Source organism: Chitinophagaceae bacterium (assembly GCA_007695095.1).
In the GTDB taxonomy this organism is placed as follows: Bacteria; Bacteroidota; Bacteroidia; order Chitinophagales; family REEL01; genus REEL01.
In genome coordinates, this window is record REEL01000167.1 from 16,815 (window position 1) to 39,709 (window position 22,895).

The 22,895-nt window shown below is 34.2% G+C and carries 20 protein-coding genes; 11 read left to right on the plus strand and 9 right to left on the minus strand.

Going from position 1 to position 22,895, the window contains the following annotated elements:
• Positions 1-76: 76 nt before the first annotated feature.
• From gyrA to EA412_13905, 4 genes are all read left to right on the plus strand, one after another.
• Positions 77-2,581 carry a DNA gyrase subunit A gene (gene gyrA, locus EA412_13890; protein ID TVR76287.1) on the plus strand — a complete coding sequence of 835 codons (2,505 nt, stop codon included), beginning with the start codon at positions 77-79 and terminating at the stop codon, positions 2,579-2,581.
• A gap of 24 nt (positions 2,582-2,605) precedes the next feature.
• Positions 2,606-3,820, plus strand: a complete 1,215-nt coding sequence (locus EA412_13895) for a tetratricopeptide repeat protein (protein TVR76288.1) — start codon at positions 2,606-2,608, stop codon at positions 3,818-3,820.
• A gap of 268 nt (positions 3,821-4,088) precedes the next feature.
• A complete protein-coding gene (locus tag EA412_13900) occupies positions 4,089-5,309 on the plus strand; it encodes a T9SS C-terminal target domain-containing protein (GenBank protein TVR76289.1) in 1,221 nt (406 codons plus the stop codon).
• Between the two features lie 35 nt (positions 5,310-5,344).
• Positions 5,345-6,187 carry a T9SS C-terminal target domain-containing protein gene (locus EA412_13905; GenBank protein ID TVR76290.1) on the plus strand — a complete coding sequence of 281 codons (843 nt, stop codon included), beginning with the start codon at positions 5,345-5,347 and terminating at the stop codon, positions 6,185-6,187.
• 178 nt (positions 6,188-6,365) lie between these two features.
• Here the strand turns inward: EA412_13905 and EA412_13910 are convergent, their stop codons facing one another.
• The 6 genes from EA412_13910 to EA412_13935 all read right to left on the minus strand — a co-directional run bounded on the left by EA412_13910 (position 6,366) and on the right by EA412_13935 (position 14,177).
• Positions 6,366-7,460 carry a hypothetical protein gene (locus tag EA412_13910; GenBank protein ID TVR76291.1) on the minus strand — a complete coding sequence of 365 codons (1,095 nt, stop codon included), beginning with the start codon at positions 7,458-7,460 and terminating at the stop codon, positions 6,366-6,368.
• Between the two features lie 4 nt (positions 7,461-7,464).
• Positions 7,465-8,694: a hypothetical protein gene (locus EA412_13915; GenBank protein ID TVR76292.1), complete on the minus strand. Its 1,230-nt coding sequence runs from the start codon at positions 8,692-8,694 to the stop codon at positions 7,465-7,467.
• A gap of 65 nt (positions 8,695-8,759) precedes the next feature.
• Positions 8,760-10,829: an acylase gene (locus EA412_13920; protein ID TVR76293.1), complete on the minus strand. Its 2,070-nt coding sequence runs from the start codon at positions 10,827-10,829 to the stop codon at positions 8,760-8,762.
• Between the two features lie 8 nt (positions 10,830-10,837).
• Complete coding sequence (locus tag EA412_13925) at positions 10,838-12,265, minus strand: class C beta-lactamase-related serine hydrolase (GenBank protein ID TVR76294.1); 1,428 nt, start codon at positions 12,263-12,265, stop codon at positions 10,838-10,840.
• Positions 12,266-12,684: 419 nt separating this feature from the next.
• Positions 12,685-13,281 carry a hypothetical protein gene (locus tag EA412_13930; GenBank protein ID TVR76295.1) on the minus strand — a complete coding sequence of 199 codons (597 nt, stop codon included), beginning with the start codon at positions 13,279-13,281 and terminating at the stop codon, positions 12,685-12,687.
• A gap of 53 nt (positions 13,282-13,334) precedes the next feature.
• A complete protein-coding gene (locus tag EA412_13935; GenBank protein TVR76296.1) occupies positions 13,335-14,177 on the minus strand; it encodes a universal stress protein in 843 nt (280 codons plus the stop codon).
• Positions 14,178-14,446: 269 nt separating this feature from the next.
• Between EA412_13935 and EA412_13940 the strand changes: the two genes are divergently transcribed.
• The 7 genes from EA412_13940 (at position 14,447) to EA412_13970 (ending at position 19,052) form a co-directional block, all read left to right on the plus strand.
• Positions 14,447-15,001 (plus strand): YqgE/AlgH family protein, encoded by a 555-nt coding sequence (locus tag EA412_13940; GenBank protein TVR76297.1) that lies wholly within the window; start codon positions 14,447-14,449, stop codon positions 14,999-15,001.
• The gene (locus tag EA412_13945) at positions 15,002-15,829 is read left to right on the plus strand and encodes an NAD-dependent epimerase/dehydratase family protein (protein ID TVR76298.1); all 828 of its coding nucleotides are present in this window, start codon (positions 15,002-15,004) and stop codon (positions 15,827-15,829) included.
• 2 nt (positions 15,830-15,831) lie between these two features.
• A complete protein-coding gene (locus EA412_13950; GenBank protein ID TVR76299.1) occupies positions 15,832-16,377 on the plus strand; it encodes a DUF4442 domain-containing protein in 546 nt (181 codons plus the stop codon).
• Between the two features lie 102 nt (positions 16,378-16,479).
• Positions 16,480-16,953 carry a hypothetical protein gene (locus EA412_13955; protein ID TVR76300.1) on the plus strand — a complete coding sequence of 158 codons (474 nt, stop codon included), beginning with the start codon at positions 16,480-16,482 and terminating at the stop codon, positions 16,951-16,953.
• Between the two features lie 83 nt (positions 16,954-17,036).
• On the plus strand, positions 17,037-17,651 hold the full coding sequence (locus EA412_13960; protein TVR76301.1) for a threonylcarbamoyl-AMP synthase: 615 nt from the start codon (positions 17,037-17,039) through the stop codon (positions 17,649-17,651).
• 170 nt (positions 17,652-17,821) lie between these two features.
• Positions 17,822-18,409 carry a DinB family protein gene (locus tag EA412_13965; GenBank protein TVR76302.1) on the plus strand — a complete coding sequence of 196 codons (588 nt, stop codon included), beginning with the start codon at positions 17,822-17,824 and terminating at the stop codon, positions 18,407-18,409.
• A gap of 271 nt (positions 18,410-18,680) precedes the next feature.
• Entirely contained in the window at positions 18,681-19,052 is a 372-nt protein-coding gene (locus EA412_13970; protein ID TVR76303.1) for an XRE family transcriptional regulator, read from the plus strand.
• A 1-nt stretch (position 19,053) separates the two neighbouring features.
• Here the strand turns inward: EA412_13970 and EA412_13975 are convergent, their stop codons facing one another.
• From EA412_13975 to EA412_13985, 3 genes are read right to left on the minus strand one after another with little or no spacing between them, the layout of a single operon-like run.
• Positions 19,054-19,938 (minus strand): polyphosphate kinase 2 family protein, encoded by an 885-nt coding sequence (locus tag EA412_13975; protein TVR76304.1) that lies wholly within the window; start codon positions 19,936-19,938, stop codon positions 19,054-19,056.
• A 47-nt stretch (positions 19,939-19,985) separates the two neighbouring features.
• Positions 19,986-22,313 carry a DEAD/DEAH box helicase gene (locus EA412_13980; GenBank protein TVR76305.1) on the minus strand — a complete coding sequence of 776 codons (2,328 nt, stop codon included), beginning with the start codon at positions 22,311-22,313 and terminating at the stop codon, positions 19,986-19,988.
• A 10-nt stretch (positions 22,314-22,323) separates the two neighbouring features.
• Positions 22,324-22,752 carry a GxxExxY protein gene (locus EA412_13985; protein ID TVR76306.1) on the minus strand — a complete coding sequence of 143 codons (429 nt, stop codon included), beginning with the start codon at positions 22,750-22,752 and terminating at the stop codon, positions 22,324-22,326.
• Between the last annotated feature and the right edge of the window lie 143 nt (positions 22,753-22,895).

Below are 22,895 nucleotides of genomic sequence, written 5' to 3' on the forward strand. Positions count from 1 at the left end.
CATAATCTTCTTGTATTGAGATTGTAAGGGAGCAAATATTTGTTATTTTTGTGCATTAATTTATAAAAATTCAAAGATGGACGAAAATTCTAAGCAGAGAGTAATTCCTATTAATATTGAGGAAGAAATGAAATCGGCCTATATAGACTATTCTATGTCTGTTATAGTATCAAGAGCTATTCCTGATGTAAGAGATGGTTTGAAGCCGGTGCATCGCAGAGTTTTATATGGAATGTTTGATTTGGGGGTTACATCCGGCAAGTCTTACAAAAAGTCAGCTAGAATTGTTGGAGAGGTTTTAGGTAAATATCATCCACACGGTGATAGTTCAGTTTACGATGCTATGGTACGTATGGCTCAGCCATGGTCTCTTCGTTATCCACTTGTAGACGGACAGGGTAACTTTGGGTCTATAGATGGTGACAATCCGGCTGCTATGCGTTATACGGAAGCACGTTTGGCAAAAATATCTGAAGAACTTTTAGCAGATATTGATAAAGATACAGTTGACTTTACAGATAATTTTGATGATACCCTAAAAGAACCTAGTGTTTTACCATCTAAAATACCTAATCTTTTAATAAATGGAGCAAGTGGTATAGCTGTTGGTATGGCAACAAATATCTTGCCTCACAATTTATCTGAAGTAATCGATGGAATAAATGCTTATATAGATGATAATGATATAGATATAGAAGGTCTTATTGAGCATGTTAAAGCACCGGATTTTCCAACCGGCGGTATAATATACGGATATGACGGAGTAAAAGAAGGTCTTATGACCGGAAGGGGAAGAGTAGTCGTAAGAGGAAAAGCTGAAATTGAAGAAAATGGAAACCGCTCCAGAATAATCGTTACTGAAATACCATATCAGGTAAATAAGTCCCTTTTGTTAATGCGGGCCGCTGATTTAGTAAATGAAAAGAAAATTGAAGGAATTACAGGGATTAGAGATGAGTCAGATAGAAATGGAATGCGCATTATTTTTGAATTGCGAAAAGATGCTGTTCCAAATGTTGTTTTAAATCAATTGTATAACTTCACACCTCTTCAAACTTCTTACGGAGTTAACAATATTGCTTTGGTAAATGGAAGACCAAAACAGTTAAATCTAAAAGACTTAATCAGGCATTTTGTTGATTTCAGACATGAGGTAGTCGTTCGAAGAACAAAATATGATTTAAGAGAAGCTGAAAAGAAAGCTCATATCTTAGAAGGTTTATTAATTGCCCTTGACCACTTAGATGAAGTAATAGCTTTAATCAGAAGTGCCAGAACTCCTGAAGATGCCAGAAACGGATTGATGTCAAGTTTTGAGTTATCAGAAGAGCAGGCAAGAGCCATACTTGATTTGAGATTACAGAAACTTACCGGCCTGGAAAGAGATAAAATCAAATCAGATTATGAAGAACTACTTAAGAAAATCGCTTATTATAAAGAAATTTTAGAAAGCGAAAGTCTTCGTATGCAAATCATTAAAGATGAGTTGAATAAGGTAAAAGAAGACTATGGTGATGAGCGTAAAACTACCATAGAATTTGCTGCAGGTGACATGAATATTGAAGATTTAATACCTGATGAAGAAGTTATTATTACTATCTCTCACCTTGGTTATATCAAAAGAACTTTAGCTACTGAATACAGAGCTCAAAGTAGAGGTGGCAGAGGGTCAAAAGGTGGGAAAACTCGTGACGAGGACTTTATTGAATATTTATTTGTGGCTACAACCCACAATACTATTATGTTCTTTACAGAATTAGGTCGTTGCTACTGGTTAAAGGTATATGAAATCCCGGAAGGTACAAAAGTAAGTTTGGGAAGAGCTATTCAAAATGTTATCAACTTCCCGAAAGAGGATAGTATTAGAGCATTGATAAAAGTACCTAATTTGAATGATAAAGAATATTTAGATGAACACTTTATCATGTTTTGTACTGAAAATGGGGTAATTAAAAAGACTCCATTGGAAGCCTTTTCCCGTCCACGTTCTAATGGAATTAACGCAATAACCATCCGTGAAAATGACAGATTGCTGGAAGCGAAACTTACAGATGGTAAGAGTGAAGTAATATTGGCCAGTAAAGAGGGGAGAGCTATCCGTTTTAATGAAACGAAAGTTCGTTCAATGGGCCGTACTGCAGCAGGTGTAAGAGGTATGGTTTTAGGGTCTGATGACAATAAAGTAGTTGGTATGGTTTGCTTAAATCCGGAAAAATCAACAGATACCGTTTTAGTTGTTTCTGAAAAAGGTTATGGTAAACGCTCTAATTTAGATGAATACAGAATCACAAACCGAGGTGGTAAGGGTGTTAAAACAATAAATGTCACAGATAAAACAGGTAAACTGGTGACGATTAAAAATGTTTCAGATGAAGATGATTTGATGATTATTAATCGTTCCGGTATTTTGATAAGAATGGGATTAGAAAACATAAGAGTAATGGGTAGAGCTACACAAGGTGTAAGACTTATCCGTTTGGGTGAAAATGATGAAATAGCAGCTACAGCTAAAATTGGCAAGTTTATTGTGGAAGAAATTGAAGATGATAATGAATCTCAGGAAGATGAAACTCAGGATTAATTTTTAAACTCAAGAATAGAAAAGATGAAAAAACTACTAATTGTTTTAGTACTAACGCTTATGGTACTTCCGCTTACAGCTCAAAATTCAAAAGTTGTCAGTGCATTTAATTATTTAAACTACTTTAACCGGGATAACGACAGGGGAGCTCTTGAAAAAGGAATGGAAGCTATAGATGATGCCATTCTTCATGAGCGAACTAAAGATCAGGGAAGAACCTGGTACTATAGAGGTTTGATTTATCATACAATGTATGAAGACCCTGAATATCAGGAAAAATACCCGCATTCATTAGATGAAGCAGCTCGTTCTTATGAAAAAGCACTTACTGTAGATGACAGAAGATTCAGAAACAGGGATGAAGCTATTCAAAATCTGAACACGATTTCTATGTTATATTTTCAAAGGGGTGTGGAAAGTTTTACACAAAACAACCCCTCACAAGCATATCAGGATTTCAAAAAGAATATAGAATTATTTAATTTCTTTAATGAAAACGATATTCCTTCGGCTATAGATATTGAAGCGACTACATTAAATGCAGCTTTAGCTGCCAGTCAGATTAACAAAACTTCAGAGGCTAAAGAATTATTTCGTAATCTAATTGATTTGGAATATGATAATCCTGCTATTTTTCAATCTTTAGCCCGAATGCAATTAGATGAGGGTGATGAAGAAGCTTCTTTAGCTACTTTAAGAAGTGGTATTGAAAAGTATCCGGATAATATCGGTTTGATAATCGATGAATTGAATATATATTTAGCTAATGAAAGGCATGAGGAGGCTATAGCTAAACTTCAGGAAGCCATTAATGTAGATAAAGAAAATGCTCAATTATATTATGCTTTAGGAACTGCTTATGATAATATTGAGGACAAAGAAAATGCTGAAGCTACTTATAAAAAAGCTTTAGAACTTGATCCTACTTATTTTGATGTTTATAACAATCTGGGAGCATTGTATTACAATCAGGCTATTGTTATAAATCAAAGAATTAATGAGGAAGGCAGACAGTTGAGTGACCGTAAGTATAAAGAATTAGTTGATCAAAGAGATAAACTATATGAAAAAGCTTTACCGTATTTTAAAGATGGTGCTGCTTTAGATATAAATTTAGAAGATCCTGCAATGCGATCTTCATATATAGGTCTGTTGAATGCTAAAAGAGAAATTTATGCTCGTTTAGGAAATTACGATAAAGTATCAGAAATCAGAGCTCAAATACAAAGCTTACAATAAGATTGATAAAGTATAATGATAAGCTATTCATTAATAAAAGCCACTTTGAAAATTCAGAGTGGCTTTTATGTTTTAGGGGGTATTAATGAATCTTAATCTTCTTTTCAAAAATCCTATTTAACATAATATAAATTATGTAACAAAAGGACTCTGCTTATTCGAATAATTCAAATTCGTTATAATGCTGTTTTTTTTATAACTTTAAGTTTTATAAAAACTATTACTGCTGTAATTTGTTTAATTGCAGCTATTCACTAAAATCAAATAAATGAAAAAAAGTTTTTTAACTACTTTAATACTGACAATTTGTTTTCAGTTAATTGCTGACGAATGGATTGAAAAAAATTCTTATCCCGGAGTTCCCAGACATCACCCGGTAACTTGGGGAATTGGTGATTACGGATATCTTTTAACAGGTGGCAATGCACAGAACGTTCCTCTGAATGATTTTTATAAGTATGATGCGGCCAATGACTCCTGGGAACAATTGCAAGATTTCCCGGGTACAGCCAGATCTTTTTCAATTGGTGCTGTATACAACGGCATTGGATACATTGGATTTGGTGCAACTTCAACTGAATATCTCGATGATTTATGGAGTTATGATCCGGTTACAGAACAATGGACACAATTGGCCAATTGCCCTTGCTTAGGTAGGCAACATCCGGCTTTTGTAGCACATAATGGAAAAATATTTGCCGGATTGGGAAATCATAATCAAAATCTAAATGACTGGTGGGTATATGACATAGAATTAGATTCATGGAGACAATTGGATGATTTACCGGGTCCTCCTAGACATCACCCTTATCATTTTGCAGTTGGGGATTATGTGTATGCAGGATTAGGACATGGTAACGGACCCGGAATTGTTATTTATGACGATTGGTATAAATTTGATCCGGAAAATGAAACCTGGACAACATTAAATGACCACCCGGGAGAAGAAAGAGTTGCAGGTTCACAGTTTTCTCACGGAAACTACGGTTATGTTCTTAGCGGAGACGGTAATGACCACAGCTACATGGAAACCGGTGAGTTCTGGCAATACGATCCGGAAACTGATACCTGGACAGAATTAGAGCCACACCCAAACCAAAGTCGTTGGGCACCAAATGCATTCGTAGTTCACGACACAGTTTATTTTACTTCAGGAGTTAGTAAAGCTACTTCGGTAATCCATAATGACGTTTGGGCTTATACTTTACCGGAAATCGAAGAAGAACAACCCGTGAACGTTACAGAACTAGCTAATAATTTATCTGTTAGAATTTATCCGAATCCGGCACAAGAGTTTTTAACAATAGAAATTTCTAATGCAGACCTGGATGATTTACAAATAAACGTCTACGACATTAAAGGACAACTGGTTAAAGAAACTGCTTTTAAAAATAACTTGAACATCTCCTATTTAAATAAGGGTACATATATACTCAGAATTACATCTGAAGACGGAGTTAAAAGTGAACAAAAGTTTACTAAACAGTAATTTTTGTAAAATTTACAAAAAAAAAGCATGACAATATGATTAAATATATTTTTGTATTGTTGTGCTTTTTTTTTATTACTCTGCATTTTATGCAAAATGTACAATCATACTCTATAGGAGCTCCTTCCGGATTTTCCGGTGCCCCGGGAAATTTCAATAATACCTGTGCCGGTGCCGGTTGTCATTTTGGAACAACCACAGAGGTTTATAACAACATTATAGCAAATATTGATACATCAGGCTATTTACCGGGAGAATCTTATACAATAAATACTTTTATCAGTCATCCGGATAGAAATGTTTTTGGTTTTCAAATGACAGCTCAAACTTTGGATGGCCAGTATTTAGGCACATTTTTAAGTAATTCACATGAAACTCAAACAACAAGCAATGATCGCTATATAACGCATACTAATTTGGGTATAGAAGTTAATGATACTATTAAGGAATGGGACTTTCAGTGGATTGCTCCCTCAGGCGAACCGGAAGAAAATGTCACTTTTTTTGCTGCTTACAATGCTGCTGATGGTGACGGGACACCCAACGGAGATATAATTTACACCTCAAGTGTTACCTATAATTATAAAGTTGTAAGTAATGCCCCTTCCCTATCAAAAAACTTATCAAAAGGGACTGTTTTTCCAAATCCTGCTGAAGATATTTTTCATATTACTTTTGATACAACTTGTGATATCGCTGAATTTTCATTTTATACTGTTGAAGGAAGAAAATTGCTGACATTGAGAAAAAATGTTTTAGATAATCACAAAACTACTTTTTCAGTCGGAGAAATCGGGCTAACTACAGGCAGATATATCATCAAAATCGTTGGATGCAACAAGTCGATTTCAATGCCTTTGATAATCTTAAGTGAATAAACCCCAAAATATCATACCTAAGAACAATATAAGTAGTAAAATAGCTATCACTGTTCTATAAGCTCCGGAACCTGCATTATCCGGAAATTCATACTCACATACCGGACAAATTTCTAGTTTGCTATCAACTTGCATTGCACAAGAAGGGCATTCTTTTTTTCTCATAATAATTCTACTATTAAGGACAAAGATTACTTAACTCGATATCTTCTATCCATTCTTTAATCAACTGTACACCTTCAGTATGTACCATACGTCTGCCAATCTCGGGCATCATAATACCCGCTTGAGTGGATTCCATTCGGTATAAAAGTATAGAATTTTCCGGATTTCCGGGAGAAATGCTGTAAGTTCTGTTCCCGGATCCTCTTCCTGCAGCTATTGGTGCTTTACAAATCCCTAAACGGGAAGGATTCATCTCAAAAAAGTCTAAACTCAAACCGGAATTATGTGCTGAGCCTTGGGGATTATGACAATGTCCGCAATTAATATCCAGATAAACTCTTGCTCTTTCATTCAGGCTGCCACTATATTCATCATTCCATTTTGCAATCACCGGAATCAAATTTTTATCGGGCAAATCAGCCAAAACATCTTTTTCATTCCAATATGTCAATTGATTAAAATCACCGCTTTCATACATAAAATCTTTGTTTAAATTCCTTGCTGTCGGACCTATAGGAATCATTTTGGTCTTTTTTTCGTGACAGTTTTTACATTGATTTCTATTGGGAATCAGATAATCTAAATTGATTTTTTCTCCATACTCATTAATCCAGCTAACTTCTTTTCTTCCCCCAATCCATGAAAGCTCAGCATCGGTCATTCTATCATTCCAAACATAGGGATAAGCTTCCCAGCCGTCGGGATGGTTTACTAATAAACGGGTTTCTAAGATTTGTCTGTTAACAGATGTTTCCCTGAAGTCTTTGGGGTAATAAAATGTTTTTATCAAAACGGTTCCTACAGGAAAGTCAAATACTGCTTCCTCTTTATAGACTATTTTTTCACCTTCCGGTACATATACAAACCGTAACTTTTCAGAGTAATCAGAAAAAAGCTGATTTTTTAAACCATAGGGTATTACTCTGTTATTAGGAATATGATCTGCAGGTTTTCCATTAAAGAAGTTGTAGTCAGAGAGCTTTGGTAACGGCAAATCAGCTAAATCAAAACGGACTTCATCTCCCCTGCTGATATAATTACATTTAGACAAACTGAATGAGATAAAAAGCAGAAAAACAAGTATTTTAAAATACTTTTTGAAATGCATACTGCTATAAATTTCTCATTTTATAATTTGGCAATGGATTCAAATCGCAGTCAAATAAATCAGAGTCATATTCAACTGTATTTGAGCCATCTTCTTCAATATTCCATTTGGCTGACGTCATATTGGTATTGTTATTTAAACAAATTCGGCGCTCCTCAATTAAAACCCCATCATCATCAAAATTAGCCGGATTGTCAAATGCATCTATAAAAACATCAGGAAAACGATTATCTCCAAAAAGATGAGTCATAAATGCACCTATCGGATTTTCTATGTCAGGATCCATCCCTCCCCTGCCAAATTGGTTATTAAAAAGATTAATACTGCTGTTATAGGGGTTAAAGTTTTCGTCATCGTAAGGTCTGTCAAGCATCTTATAACTCACTATAGCAGCATTAACTGTATTGTTGTTTTCAATGATGTTGTCAAAAGCATCTATATTTCTATAGGCCATAATCAACAAGCCCGATCCGGAAGGAATCATAGAAGCCAAATTCCCTTCATGAGCAAAGTTATAGTGATTATTACCAATTATTTGATTGTTGTATACTCTTACATCAGATCCGTTGATTTGTGGTAATTCAGGCAAATTTATTATCATCAATCCACTTGTATTATTTTCAACTAAGTTTTCATAAACTTCAACAAAAAAACTGTTTTCAACTTCAATTCCACATACGTTTTCCCAGGCATGATTATTTCTGATAATCACATTTTTTGATTGGCCTACATAAATACCTGCATCAGATGCACCTCTTGCCCGGCAATTTTCAATTACGACATTATTGGAACTTACCGGATATAGTCCATAGGCCCCATGTGATGTATCCGGTTGACCTTCCCAGATAACTTCTAAATTTCTAAAAGTAATTCCGTCGGAGTCTCGTGCTTTAATAGCATCCCCTTTTGTATTATAAACTGACAGATCTTCAATAGTTATATTTTTCCCACTGATTAGAATGCCTTCCGCACCTTCCGTTTGATTATCAAAGCGCAAAATTGTTTTTCCAATACCTCTGCCTCTTAGAGTTATATCTTCCTTATCCATAATTGACAAGGTTCGGGTAAAGTGATAAACTCCCTCTTCAATTTCAATGATATCACCCTTTTGAGCTAAAATCAGTTTTTCCAGCAATTCGTCCTCAAAGGGAGTTTGTTCAGCACAGGAAACCAATACTATAATTGGCAAAAAGAATATCAGTTTAGTCAGATGTAATCGTTTAATTAAAGACATGGTTCAGAGTTTCGTTTAAAAAGTGTTGGTTAAAAAAGAACTTAAATTTAAGAAAAAATTAAAATCTACATAGGATTGTAAATTTTAACGGCCTTTTCCATTATTTCCTCCGGGTTGAGGGTCATGGTTTTTGTTTGTTTATTTATGTACAATTCCATTTGATCTGTATAATGTGGGCTTTCCGGTCTGGAAGAACTTCCAAATGGATGTAAGGTTTCTACTTCAGGGTATTCATTTTCCTTAGAAAATCTGACAAACATGGTATATGCATCACCTATCATAATATCAAATTCTCCCCTTTCATTTTTTACTCCATAGCGGGCAGTTAATACATCCGGGAAGCCTGAAACCGGTAAACTTTTTTCACCTCTTACGTGTCTTTGCAGAACTCCCAGAGGAACTTCTGTATTGTCAAAATGAGTAATTAAGTGATTTTGAGCATAGTATAAGGCTTCAACATAAAGTTCTTCATCAATGCTTATACCGGATAAAAAAGCAGCATCATCTAAATCTAATTTGTCAAAAATGTATTGAAATGTCAGCAGCATTAAGCTGGCTCCTGTGCTTTCTAAATCTGCTACTCCATTCCAGCTTTGTATTTGCTTAATAGTTCCGGAAACTCGTGGAAATCTTGATGGAGGTAAATCAAAAATAGGTAATAAACTCTCCAAAAAAACAGAATTTTCAGGAAAGCTTTCATCCCATTTAATTGCCTTAAACTCCTCAAAATTTATTTTTTCGTATTTCGCAATGATTTCTTTAAACCTATAAGCTCTATTGTTATCATTAATTCGAAAACCCATATCAGGACTGAAATTTTCAGCCTGTAGATTTTCTTCAGCACAGCTTGCAGAAAAAGGAGAATTATTCACATTAAACAAAAATCCGCAAACCGGATTTAATAATTGCGGTAATTCATCTACAGTATATACTTCATTCCAAAAACTTGCGGAAGTATTACCGGGCAGAACTTTTGTATAATCAAAACCCTCATTCCTTTTTGGTATCAGTCCGGTATTCAAATAAAATATATTATCATCTCGATCCGCATACACTATATTGAATCTTGGCAGTGCATTCATGGACAAAGCATCGTAAAATTCATTAAAATCATTAGCTAGATTCATTCTGTACCATTGCTCTATTGCTCGAATATCATTGTATAGTGCATATCGAATGGCAAAATACCCCTGATTTGTTTTAAAAACCGGACCATGTATACTTTCGTAAGTAACTCTTCGAACCGGTATGCTAATTTTACCTATAAGCGCTACCCTCAACCAAATTGGATGCTTAACCAATTCCAACCATTTATCGTCAAACCTATATTTATACTTTTTTGAAGGATGCATTTCCAGCTGATACACATCAACCAAATTGAGTCCATTCCAGGTATGAGCCCAACCTAAATTTTTATTGGTGCCGGAATAAACATTAACTCCTCCGGGAAATGTTCCTCCTAGAATATTTAGACCTTCTTCAGAGTTTAAGTAAACTTCATACCAGGAAAAGCTGCCCTCCATAGGGGTGTGAGGGTTTACAGCTAAATATGTACTACCATCCTCAGACATATTGCTATTTACAGCATAGGTATTTGAGCCTATATTTTGTGGAAGATCTACTAAATTTTCCTCAATTACATCTTGAATATAATTATGCACACCCGTAACTATAGTTAATGTAAACATTGAACTTACAAGAGCATCCTGTGGACCTATCGGAAATAATTTTCGGTGTACTACCTGATTAGGGTTAGCTGCGGCATAAGCGTTTAAACCCGCTGCATATGCTTTAAGATAATCTTTAAACTCTGCAGACAAGTCCGTTTCAAACTTCTTTTCAACAGTTTCCCTAATTCTACAGGCATGCAGAAGAAAATCTCTTACGGCCCCTTCCCTGCCCTTTATTCTTCCCATAAAGCCCTTAGCAGTAAGGTATACTTCCTGTATGGTATAAAAGTCATCTTCAGCATGAGCCCATGCCAATCCAAAAGCGGCTTCTGCATTAGTTTTGGTAAAGATATGAGGCACTCCCCACTGATCTCTTACAATGGTAATGTTTTCGGGATTTATTTCAGCGTGAAGAGTGATTGTTCCGGAAAATAAAATTGCTAATAAAGTTGAAAAATGTTTCATAGTAAATGTTAATCGACCTCTACTATAAATTCTACATCCTTTGAGAAATATTCAATTGAACGGTTTCTGTCCAGAAATAAACCATTTACTTCACCTTCTATATAATCTATAAATAATTGAATGTTTTCTTTACGATTTCTGTAATTTAACATACTTTCTTTTTCAAGTGGAATCGTAACAAAACCATCGGTAATTAACAATCTGTTATTCACTATTTTAATTTCAAAGTTTATACCTGAGTGGTTTTTATAATTTCCGGCCAAAAAGTTTTTATCTATAAAAAAAGGCTCTTCGTCATTTTTTTCATTTACAATCAAAAAAGCTAATTTTGAAATAGAATTACCCCATTTGATTCCGGAACGTTTATTTCCCTGTCTGACAATAATCAAATCATGCTCCGGATTTATGTATAAAACCTGTCCTGCATATCCACCCGCAAATAAATCCCTCTTTTCAAAAAGTGGCCTGTCAATATAGGTATCCAACCACCATGATTTATTATAATTATAATATTGTCCAAAAACAGTGTCTCTCAAAAAAGAGTTTTCTACCCATTTTTCAGGAATTATCTGAGTTCCCTCCCAGTTTCCTTTATTAATATATAAACGACCAATTTTAGCTAAATCTCTTGCTCTGGCAACTAATCCGCCATATGCCAATGGGGTGCCATCAGGGCTGTCAAGCATCATAGCTGCTGTATATTCCATTCCTAGCGGTTTCCAAATCTTTTCTTCTATATACTTAGCTAATGGCCTTCCGGTAGCTTGCTCCAAAACCATCCCCAAAATTAAAGTCGAAACAGATTTATATTCAAAAACTTCGCCGGGATTATGCTTAAGCTTAATCTTATCAACATATGCCTTTTGATTGTTATGATAATACATTCCTAAAAGTAAATGCATAGTGGTATAGTCTGAAAAATTTAATCCGTCGGTCATGTTTAACAAGTGCATTACTGTAATGGCATCCCGGCCATCTTCTTTATATGCCGGAATAAAATCAGATACTTTTTGGTTAATATCTGTAATATACCCTTCTTCAATAGCAATACCGACTAAAGCAGAAACCAATGATTTAGTAATTGAAAAAACTTGAGCTGCAGTAGACTGCCTGTAATTATGAAAATAGTTTTCATAAAGAATGCTGTCATTTTTTATTATTAAAAAACTAACCGTACCTGTACGTCTTAAAAATGTTTCAAAATCTTGTCTTTTGCTTACGTGCTTACCGGTTACCCAGTCTGACGGACTTGGAAGAAGCAAGGCTTGATCACTCTGTGGAAAAATAAAAGCCGTATCCGGTTTGTCTATTATATCTAAATCAAAAACTAAATAATCCGTTATACCGGGAATGTTATGTTTAGCTATCCTGTAAACATTATTACAGGAAGCTAAACTTAACAAAACCATGAAGGATATAACTAATTTAATTTTCATTTTGAAGCCTTAAAGAAACTTAAGCATTTTTTATCTATACTATATATACGCTAAATTACAAAAAATGTTTTAGCGAATTTTCGTTTTTTGCAAATTTTTTCTAATTTTTTTTCAGCTAAAAACTTTTCTGAGACTAAAAATGGAGTTTTAACAATATTTTTCAGTTCGAGAAACAAGAAATTTATTGCTAATATTTTTAGCACTGGTTCTATACTAACCTATTTATCTGACACTTAGCGTAAATTAGTTGAAGTGCTAATACAAGTGTCTTAAGTGAGCAATTTATTGTGGAATAAAAAATGGCTATTTGAAAATGTAAGTAAATAAAAAATTAATTTTCCACTAATCAAGCAAAAAATTAACAGAAGTAGCCGTTTAAATCTGCTCATTTACTTATTTACAAGTTAAAAAAAGGACATTTAAACGATAGTGGCTAAAATGAAAATTATGTACAAATAAATCCAAAGCAAGCCAACAAAGTGCCAGTAAAATGCCATTAACTTAAACGACATCTTTTTAACAGGATCTGTTAAAAAGACCAATGCTTTAACATCATTTTTAACACAAGCATTGGATTGAGCCAGCGCTCCAAGCAAAAAAACGAGTCCTATCAAAACGTGAAATACATGTAAACCGGATATCAGATAAAAGTAGGAACCGGATTGACTGCCTCTTAAACCCAAACCGGCTTCGGTTAAAATAGAAAGACCACTATATTGTAAAAAAATAAAACAAACTCCTAAACCAAAAGTAATTCCAACAGCATTTCTTAATCTAAGTATATCTTCATTATTGAGCTTTTTTTCTGCATACCAAAGGCTAATGCTGCTAAATATTATTATAAGTGTATTAATATGTATAACTACAGGCAGTTTCAAATCCGGATATTGAAATTGAAAATTTGCATATAAAAAGGATACCGATAAGCTAAGAAACATAAAGGTGAGACCGGCTATCAGACCATAAACAAATATCTTGTATGGGTGAAATCTCAATTTTTGTACATAAACTGTCATTTAAATACTTTACAATACAACAACAAATAATGAGAATAGGTTTTAAAAAAAAGCTATTCTTTGAATGCAAGTAATGGCACTTTAGTATGAAAAGCCATTTTTCGGGTAAAACTCCTGTTAAAAAGCTTTTCAAACATATTTCTTTTTCGGTTTAAGGTAGCTAACCAGTCAACTTTATCAGTTTGTATATATTCTTCAATACCATCAAATAAATTGGAATAAACTCTAAAATCAAAATTTATCTTTTCGTAATTCAATTGTGTTTGTATAGTAGCTTTCAAACTTTTAATTTTCTCTTTATTGACGATTTCATAGCTTTCTACGATATGCAGAATAGTGATTCCTGCATCAAAATTAGCTGCAATTTTCACTAATTGTTGAAGAGCAATTGAATCCGTTTCATGAAAATCTGATGCATAAACTATCTTTTCAATATGCTTATAAACAGCATTTTCAGGTATTGCTAGTACAGGAATGTCTGATTTAGCAATAACTTTTGATGTATTACTTCCAATAACAATTTCCCTAAAGCCGCTGGCACCGGTTGTGCCCATTGTAATTATATCGGCTTTTAAATGCTGAGCTGCATAAACTACCTCATCAACAGCAAAACCCTGTTTGACTAATAAGTCGAATTCTAATTCCTTTTTATCCGCATTTTCCGGTTTCAAAAGAGCATTGTCGATTAAATTTTTAAGATTCTTCTCAGCCTGTTCTTTTAACTCTTTGCTCATTTGATTGATTAATTCACCGGGCATATTGGCATCTACTATTGGAATTCTGTAAACGTGCAATAATGTAATCTTTGCATTCATTTTTTTAGCAAACTCAAGTGTATATTGAAAAGCATTTAAGGCTGCATCAGAAAAATCAGTTGGAAATAGGATATTTTTCATTTGTTTGATTTTTAATTTATTCTATTTATTCGGGTTTAAAAAAGACAAATCAGAGAATTTATAAATTACTTTCATCTCAGTCATAAAGATAAATCATTGCAGTATTCTTTTCGAAAAAACAAATTTAATTTTTAAAAATTTAGTTTTCGGAAACTGAATTTTTTCCTTTTTTAAAAATGAATTCTTTTTAACTTAGCATATGATTAAATAATGCATGAGATTTTGCGTATTTAACGGGAGTTTATTTTTTAATAAAAAATTAATTAATTATGAAGCAATCAGCTTCAACGGGAGATTTATTAATAGCAGAACCTTTTATGCAGGATGCAAATTTCAAGAGAAAGGTCATTTTGCTGAGTGAAGTGCATGAAAACGGAGCTGTTGGCTTTATTCTTAATAAACCAATCCCCCTACCCTTCAATGATTTAGTGGAAGGTTTTGATGAGTTTAATCCAACGGTATATTTAGGTGGTCCGGTTCAGCATGATACCTTACATTATATACATTCAAAAGGGGATTTAATTGCAGAGAGCAAAGAAATTACTACCGGTCTATTTTGGGGTGGAAACTTCGAACAGATAAAAACGCTTATCAACCAACAATTGATAAGTCAAAAAGATATAAAATTTTTTCTTGGTTATTCCGGTTGGGATAGCGGCCAACTCAATGAGGAAGTTGAAGATAATGCCTGGGTAATTACCAATGCCAAAAGTGAATTTGTAATGGAACAGGATACTGAAAACTTATGGCGCGATTGCCTCATAGATCTTGGTGGTGAATTTGCTAATATGGCTAATTATCCGGAAAACCCACAATTAAATTAAATGAGCAAAAAACCGGAAATTACAATTATCGGCCTTGGGTGGCTGGGTACGCAAATTGCTCAAAATTTAATTGCTCGAAATTACACAGTCAAAGGCAGTTGCACTTCTGATGAAAAAGCAAACTATCTCAATAATCATGGTATAAATGCTTCTGTATTAGATTTTAAAAATGATATTTTATCAAGTCTGCAAGATTTGCTTGTCACAGATGTATTAATCTTTACTATACCCCCACAAAATAAGAAAAATGGAGCCCCGCAACTTTCAACTATTTTAAATACAATTTTACAGCACGCATCTTTTTCTAAAAAAATTAAATGGATTGTATTTATGTCCTCAACTTCAGTATATGGAAACATGCAAACTGAAGTGGATGAGAATACAGAATGTAAACCTGAAACCGAGAATGCAAAAGAAATTTATAAAGCAGAAAAGCTTTTGCTCAATATTGAAACCCCTGCAAGTATTCTCAGATTAGCCGGTCTCTGCGGACCGGAAAGAATGCCCGGTAGATTTATGGCAGGAAAAACAGACCTCGCAGATCCTGAAAAAGCAATAAATCTTATTCACAGCTTCGATATAATTGAAATTCTAAATCAGCTATTGACAAAAGAAATATATCAAAATACTGTTTTTAATATTTGTGCTGATGAACACCCGAAAAGAAAAGATTTTTATGAATTTGCAGCTCGTCATCAGGGATTTAAAGCTCCTGAATTTAAACCGGACACTTTTGATTTCGGAAAAAAAGTATTAAATTCAAAAATTAAAAACACATTAGATTATACATTTCACTACCCATCACCTTATGATTTTTTTAAAACATAAATATGCAAACTAAGTTAGAAAATCATCGACTTGAAAGTATTTCAGCTGAGTATGACTTACTGGAAACTGAAAGAGAAAAACTCCGTAAACGGTTAAAAAATAACTTTTTATTGAAGTTTTTCTTTTTAGCAAAGCTTCCATTGGCTTTATTAACCGGTTTGCGTGTAAAAACTTTAAACAAGGAAACCGGCGAAGTTACCATACCTTATAAGTATTTAAATAAAAATCCTTTTAAATCTACTTATTTTGCTGCTTTAGCCATGGCAGCAGAAATGAGCACAGGAATTATGGTGCTTATTGCATTACATAAATGCAAACCCTCTGTTTCAATGCTGGTAGTTGATCTGAGGTGCAAATTTGTTAAAAAGGCCACTACTAAAGTCACCTTTACCTGTAACGAAGGCAATAATATCAAAGAAGCTGTTCTCAAAACCTTAGATAGCGGTGAATCTGTTGAGCTTATTCAACAAACTACAGGAAGAGACTTAGATGGCAATGTGGTGGCAGAATTTGAAATAACCTGGTCTTTCAGAGCCAGGAAAAAGTAAGTTGCGTTATAGTGCTTCACAATTATTCATTATTTTTTAAAAATTAAAGCAATTCATATGTCCAAAATGTTGCATTTTCTCTTTTTTTTTGTAATATTATGTATGACTTGTTTCTCCGAAATAAATACAAATAAAAAATTAACGACAGCACATCACATTGATGTAGTCGAAATTTTCGATAGTGTATCGGGTCTTAATTTTTATTTTCCGGATACTCCTTTATATCAGCGTTCCAAAACAGGGGATTTAAACTCTTACTCATTTACCTATTCAGAGCCCGGCATTAGCTACATAATAGTTATAGAGAAAACAAAAACACCGGATAAAGTAGAAGAGTCTCTGAGGCGTTCGTTTAACGATGTTTTAGATAACAGGTCTGTTGTTTTAGAAAAAAATTATGAAGTGCTGCCTCTACCACATTTAAAGGGCTTAATTCATGGCAGGTATGAGTTATTTGTCCATTTTCAGTCCTTTTATTACAAGGATTTTTTAATCCTCCAAATGATCACAAATTTAGGCAGTAAAAAAGAAAAAGAGACTGTGGAATCCTTTTTTTCAACTATTAACAATTTGTAAAATAATTTCCATGAAAGTTTATACCTTTTTAAAAATAAATTCGTAAGTATTGTAAATATTTTATCACCTAAAATCATTAATTTATGTTACTCAATATCAATCAGGACAACCCGGATAAAAGAAAAGTTGACCAAATTACTAAATGCCTTGAAAATGGCGGAATCATAGTGTACCCAACTGATACTTTATACACCATTGGTTGCAGCATTTTTAACAGCAAAGCCATGGAAAGAATACGACAAATTAAAGGACTTGAAAATGGTGAAGCACATTTTTCTTTAGTTTGCCATGATTTAAGTCAGATTTCTGAATTTACCGCTCCTTTTAGCAAGCCTATTTATAAAATGATGAAAAGGCTTATACCCGGTCCTTATACTTTCATTTTAAAAGCAAACAAAAATGTACCAAAGCTTTTTAAGTTTAAAAAAGACACCGTAGGCATCAGAGTGCCTGATAATAATATTCCAAGATCAATAGTTGAGAGCTTAGGACATCCTATCACCTCTACTTCTATTCATCATGACGATAAGGTATTAGAATATATGACCGATCCGGAAATGATTTATGAAAAATATCACAAATTAGTTGATATAGTTGTGGACGGTGGATTTGGCGACAATGAACCATCTACAGTATTGGATATGACCTCCGAGGACGTCGAAGTTATACGTGAAGGAAAGGGAATGTTAGAGGTTTAAATTACATTTCTTTCATTTTTTGGTTCAATAAAAAGCTTGTAGAAACTTACTCTACAAGCTTTTTACGTTTTAGTTATGGTCAATGCAATTTCAAAAAGACATGAGAGATGAACGTTTTATAATTTTAATTACTTATAAAGTTAATAAGTGCATAATTAATAACCCATTCTATGAAAACTAATACAAACAAAGCTGAATTGCTTAAAAACCTGTCTGAAGGATTTAATTCTATTAAAAATTTTACTGAAAAGGAACTCACTAAACTCAATGAGAATCAGATTAATTGGAAAGAAACCCCTAAAAAGTGGTCAATTGGTGAATGTATTTTCCACCTGTTAGTTTCCGGTGGTGACTATTTGATTGAAATTGAAAATAAACGAAACAAAGGAGTATTTAAAAGCGAAAAGGATGAAAGTAAAGCTATCACATCAGGTTTGAGAGGCAAACTGTTACTTTACTTTGTGAAACCGGAAACCAGAAATATAAAAATTCCGGCTCCACCAAAAATGAAACCGGTTAAAAACAAAGTCTATACTCCGGATATAGTTTTAGAGTTTATTCAGCTTTTAGATAATTTCTTAAAAGAGATTGAATATTGTAAACAAATTGATATAAATACCAAAGCAATAGTTTCTCCGGTCTCATCTATTATTCGTCTAAATCTGGCAGATACCCTTCTGATTAACGAAGCACATTTTCAAAGACACTTGTTACAGATGCAATCGGTTATTTACAATAGTAACTTTCCTAAAACATAGTAAGTTTACAAAAGTAAACAGAAAACTACACTAAAATCAAGATAATTTACATAAATAACCTTACATTTTTAAAGGAGTTTACAAAAGTGTATAGTTTTATTTTATAGTTTTGTTTATCAATAAGTTAGGTAAGTATATTTAGTATATAGCTTTAATAATAAACAATCTTTTATTTATTTTTACTGATAATTTTCTCATTATTATTATGTAGATTTACATGCCGGTTTAACCTTGTAAATTTACAAAAGTGATTGAAAGAATAAAGAAAATAATGGCTGCACATGGATTAAGTCCATCCGTATTTGCAGACAAAATTGGTATACAGCGATCCTCTGTTTCGCATATTTTATCGGGAAGAAATAAGCCCGGATTAGATATGATTATTAAAATAATTGCTGCTTTTCCGGATGTAGATGCTGAATGGTTATTACTGGGACATAAAAAGCCTGAAAAAGAATTGTCACCTTCCTCTACCCCACCGGATGAACCCAAAGAAGAAAAAACAGCTGAAAATATTCCTGAAGAAGCTGAAGTTCCAAAACCGGCTAAACCGCATATTGAAGCGAATACTTCAAAAAAAATTGTGAAGACGATTCTTTTTTATAGTGATGGTACTTTTGAATCTTTTTTTCCGGGAAATTAAATTACAACTCCTTTTTTCTTAACTTTTCCCTATAGAATTCTATATTGGCTTTGATGGCAGGATCTAGTTCAGGCTCTTTGATGTCAGTGTATTTAGACATTTCTTCGAGTAGTATTTTAGCCACTATATATCGTGCTGTTTGCTTATCATCAGCCGGGATAACATACCAGGGAGCATGCGGAAAAGAAGTGCGATTAATCGCATCTTCATAATATCCCATGAATTTATCCCATTTAGACCGGTCTTCAAGATCACTAGGCGTAAATTTCCAATTATGCTTTTCAACTTCCAGTCGTCGCAATAAGCGCTGCCGCTGTTCTTCCTTACCCATATGCAGGTAAAACTTAAAAATAATAACTCCATTTTCACTAATGTGCCGCTCAAAATTGATAATCTGTTCAAAGCGTTTTTCCCAAAAATCGGGCTTAACATCTGTTATTTTATCAATCCCCGGGAGGTTTTCATTGAGCAGATATTCCGGCCTGACTCTGGTTATTAATACATTTTCATAATGCGATCGATTGAAAATAGCGTACTTCCCCCTTTCAGGCAAAGCCAAATAATGACGCCATAAGTAGTCGTGTTGCAACTCTTTATTACTTGGAGACTTAAAACTATGCACCACTCCACCGCGTGGATTAAAAGCTTTAAAAACTTCCCGTATCAGACTGTCCTTTCCGGCTGTGTCCATCCCTTGCAGACAAACCAAAACACCATATTTGTCATGCGCGTACATGACATCCTGTAATTTACTCAACTCCTTTCCGACTTCTTGTAAAGCATTTTCTTTTTCTGTAGAACCGGCATTAATATCTAAGTCAGTAGGAATATCAGCAAGCCTTACAGCTTTGGTAACTTTAAAATCTTCGGGTTTGAGGCTTTTCATAAATTCATTTATTACTAAGGGATTAAGGACTTTTAGCTCATTTGTCTTTACGCTACTTTCTGCTTATAAAGATGTTCCTGAAATTCTATAAACAGTTTACTGATGTTTGCTACGTCTCCTAAAATTTCTTTAGCGTCTTCCAATGACTGATATTTATTTGTCAATAATATCGGAAGTTTTTCCTGATCGAGTTCATCTACGCCGGTTTCAACGTATTTGCTCAAAACAAATGAGATAAATTCTTTTTGTTTGTCATTTATTAGAGCATATATTGTTGCTTCGGCTGCTTTAGCTCTTGCTTCTCTTGTCATGGCTATATAGTCGCCATTGAATACATATTCCAAAACATCATAGAGATCACTTTTCTCCATATCCACTAACTTCTGCAAAGTTATCAAGTCTTCTCTTGGAAATCCTGCTGCATCTAAATTTTCTAACAATGTTCTTCTTGTTAGCGGATTACTCCATATTTTTCGTAACTCGTCTTCGTCCTTGAAAAGTTTGGGTAACTCTCCAAACAGGTTATTCAAAAACTCTTCTGCTGAAATAGGTTTTCCGTCTGCACTCCAAAATGAAGTAGAAATCATGTGTTTAATTTCTCTTTCTTTTCCATCTCGAAGTTTTACTTTAATTCTTTTCTTTTTGAGTCTTGGTTCGTCAGGATTTGAAACAACAGGTATGTTATCCGGGTCTAAAATGGGATATGACTTAGGTTTACTTGGTTCCGGCTCTAAGGGTTCACCATCCCATTCCGGATCGCTAAAATGCTTGTAGGCATCTACAAAATCGTAAATAGTAAAAAACTCTTTACCATCAAATAAACGGGTACCACGACCTACAATTTGTTTGAATTCAATCATGGAGTTAACCGGACGTAGCAAAACGATATTTCGAATATTTCGTGCATCCACACCTGTAGAAAGTTTTTGCGAAGTGGTCAGAATAGTTGGAATTGTTTTTTCATTATCCTGAAATTCTCTCAAAAGTCTTTCTCCTTCTTCTCCGTCATTTGCAGTTACTCGAACACAATAGAAAGGGTCTTTGCTTTTGGTGTACTGGTTAACCAAATCTCTCAATAAAGCAGCATGTGATTGATTTGCACCGAAAATAATTGCTTTTTCATATTGATCAGTTTCATCTAAAAAAACATTTATGCGTTTGGCTTCTCTTTCTACAATTTCAATGCTTCGGTTAAAGTCTTTTTCTTGGTAGAGTTTACCCTCTTCAATTTCGCCTTCAATTATGATATCATCTGATGTGTAGCGGTAATCATCTAAAGTGGTTTTAATGCGCTTCACTTTGAAAGGTGTTAAAAAGCCGTCATTTATACCTTCTTTCAGCGAATAAATATAAACGGGCTCACCAAAGTATTTGTAAGTATCTACGTTGTCATTCCTTTTGGGCGTAGCAGTTAATCCCAACTGAACTGCCGGACTGAAATATTCTAATATACCCCTCCAATTGCTTTCGTCATTAGCTCCACCTCGGTGGCATTCATCAATGATAATAAAATCAAAATAATCTTTAGGATATTCACCAAAATTAGGTTGCGGACTTCCACTTTCATCAGTACCTGACATAAAGGTTTGAAAAATGGTAAAGAAAATACTTCCGTTCGTAGGGACTCTTCCTTTTTTCTTTATTTCGCTGGGTTTTATTCGCACTAAAGCATCATCAGGGAAAGCAGAAAATGAGTTGAATGCCTGATTTGCTAAAATATTTCTATCTGCTAAAAATAAAATGCGTGGTCTTCTACTACCATCTCGCTGAAGGCTCCATCGAGTTTGAAATAATTTCCAAGCAATTTGAAAAGCAATGGCTGTTTTTCCGGTACCTGTGGCTAAGGTAAGCAAGATTCTGTCTGTTCCATTGGCGATAGCTTCTAATGCTCTTTGCACAGCTATTTCCTGATAATAACGAAGCTGCCACGTTCCACTTTTATCTTCAAAGGGGACATTGGCAAATTTTTCCCGCCATTGGTTTTCTACGGCAAATGTTTTTTCCCAAAGCTGTTCAGGACTCAGAAAATCGGAAACCAATTCTTCTTGCCCCAATTTCATGCAGATTTGGTAAATATCTTTCCCGTTTGTACTGTAGGTTGTTTCTAATTGCAGCTTTTCAGCGTATTGTTTGGCTTGTGTGACACCCTCACTAACTTCTAATTCGTCACTCTTAGCTTCTATTACAGCAAGTTTAATACCTTTATACACTAGTATATAATCAGCAATTAGCTTTTTACCACGACCGCCACCCGATTGAATTTTACCCTCAGTAACACGGTATTCACGAAGCACTTTAGAGCCTTCTACCACGCCCCATCCACAAGCCTTTAGCTTGGGGTCAATCAGTTCTGCTCTTGTTTCTGCTTCATTCATATTGTCAGAATTAGGATTTTTTGGACTTAATGATTGCAGGATTATTTCTGATGTACTCTTTATTTTCAGGATGATTTACATTGTATACCCTTTTAAACTCCAAACTTTTAGCACCAAAATTTATTAATAAGCCAATAGGTAAATTGTATGCCTGGCAATAATTCATTGCTTGTGCCAAGTGCACTTCTTCCAGTTTAATTAATGCTTTAAGTTCCACCATGATATTTTCGCCCACAAAAAAATCTACTCTCCGTTTGCCAATATCTATACCTTCATAGAAAATAGTCATTTCCATTTCACGCTTAAAGCCCAACCCCTGCTTTTCCATCTCAATGGCTAATGCTCGCTGGTAAATTACTTCCTGAAATCCATTGCCCAAAGTGCTATGTACTTTCATAGCACAGCCAATTATTTTATGTGTAATTTCTTCGTGCTTCATACCTTCTCCTTTTTGTCTGTATTAAGATTTTTAGGATTTTGTGATTTTTGGATTTTATCTATATTGTTATTATCCCCTTCAATAATCCTATCATCCTTTAATCTTTCAAATCCTAATTCTGACATTTTCAATTCCCCCGCAAA

Bases quoted from the DNA above. Each gene is read 5' to 3' on its own strand.
- gyrA (TVR76287.1), top strand. From the start codon at position 77: ATGGACGAAAATTCTAAGCAGAGAGTAATTCCTATTAATATTGAGGAA.
- EA412_13895 (TVR76288.1), top strand. From the start codon at position 2,606: ATGAAAAAACTACTAATTGTTTTAGTACTAACGCTTATGGTACTTCCG.
- EA412_13900 (TVR76289.1), top strand. From the start codon at position 4,089: ATGAAAAAAAGTTTTTTAACTACTTTAATACTGACAATTTGTTTTCAG.
- EA412_13905 (TVR76290.1), top strand. From the start codon at position 5,345: ATGATTAAATATATTTTTGTATTGTTGTGCTTTTTTTTTATTACTCTG.
- EA412_13910 (TVR76291.1), bottom strand. From the start codon at position 7,460: ATGCATTTCAAAAAGTATTTTAAAATACTTGTTTTTCTGCTTTTTATC.
- EA412_13915 (TVR76292.1), bottom strand. From the start codon at position 8,694: ATGTCTTTAATTAAACGATTACATCTGACTAAACTGATATTCTTTTTG.
- EA412_13920 (TVR76293.1), bottom strand. From the start codon at position 10,829: ATGAAACATTTTTCAACTTTATTAGCAATTTTATTTTCCGGAACAATC.
- EA412_13925 (TVR76294.1), bottom strand. From the start codon at position 12,265: ATGAAAATTAAATTAGTTATATCCTTCATGGTTTTGTTAAGTTTAGCT.
- EA412_13930 (TVR76295.1), bottom strand. From the start codon at position 13,281: ATGACAGTTTATGTACAAAAATTGAGATTTCACCCATACAAGATATTT.
- EA412_13935 (TVR76296.1), bottom strand. From the start codon at position 14,177: ATGAAAAATATCCTATTTCCAACTGATTTTTCTGATGCAGCCTTAAAT.
- EA412_13940 (TVR76297.1), top strand. From the start codon at position 14,447: ATGAAGCAATCAGCTTCAACGGGAGATTTATTAATAGCAGAACCTTTT.
- EA412_13945 (TVR76298.1), top strand. From the start codon at position 15,002: ATGAGCAAAAAACCGGAAATTACAATTATCGGCCTTGGGTGGCTGGGT.
- EA412_13950 (TVR76299.1), top strand. From the start codon at position 15,832: ATGCAAACTAAGTTAGAAAATCATCGACTTGAAAGTATTTCAGCTGAG.
- EA412_13955 (TVR76300.1), top strand. From the start codon at position 16,480: ATGACTTGTTTCTCCGAAATAAATACAAATAAAAAATTAACGACAGCA.
- EA412_13960 (TVR76301.1), top strand. From the start codon at position 17,037: ATGTTACTCAATATCAATCAGGACAACCCGGATAAAAGAAAAGTTGAC.
- EA412_13965 (TVR76302.1), top strand. From the start codon at position 17,822: ATGAAAACTAATACAAACAAAGCTGAATTGCTTAAAAACCTGTCTGAA.
- EA412_13970 (TVR76303.1), top strand. From the start codon at position 18,681: ATGGCTGCACATGGATTAAGTCCATCCGTATTTGCAGACAAAATTGGT.
- EA412_13975 (TVR76304.1), bottom strand. From the start codon at position 19,938: ATGAAAAGCCTCAAACCCGAAGATTTTAAAGTTACCAAAGCTGTAAGG.
- EA412_13980 (TVR76305.1), bottom strand. From the start codon at position 22,313: ATGAATGAAGCAGAAACAAGAGCAGAACTGATTGACCCCAAGCTAAAG.
- EA412_13985 (TVR76306.1), bottom strand. From the start codon at position 22,752: ATGAAGCACGAAGAAATTACACATAAAATAATTGGCTGTGCTATGAAA.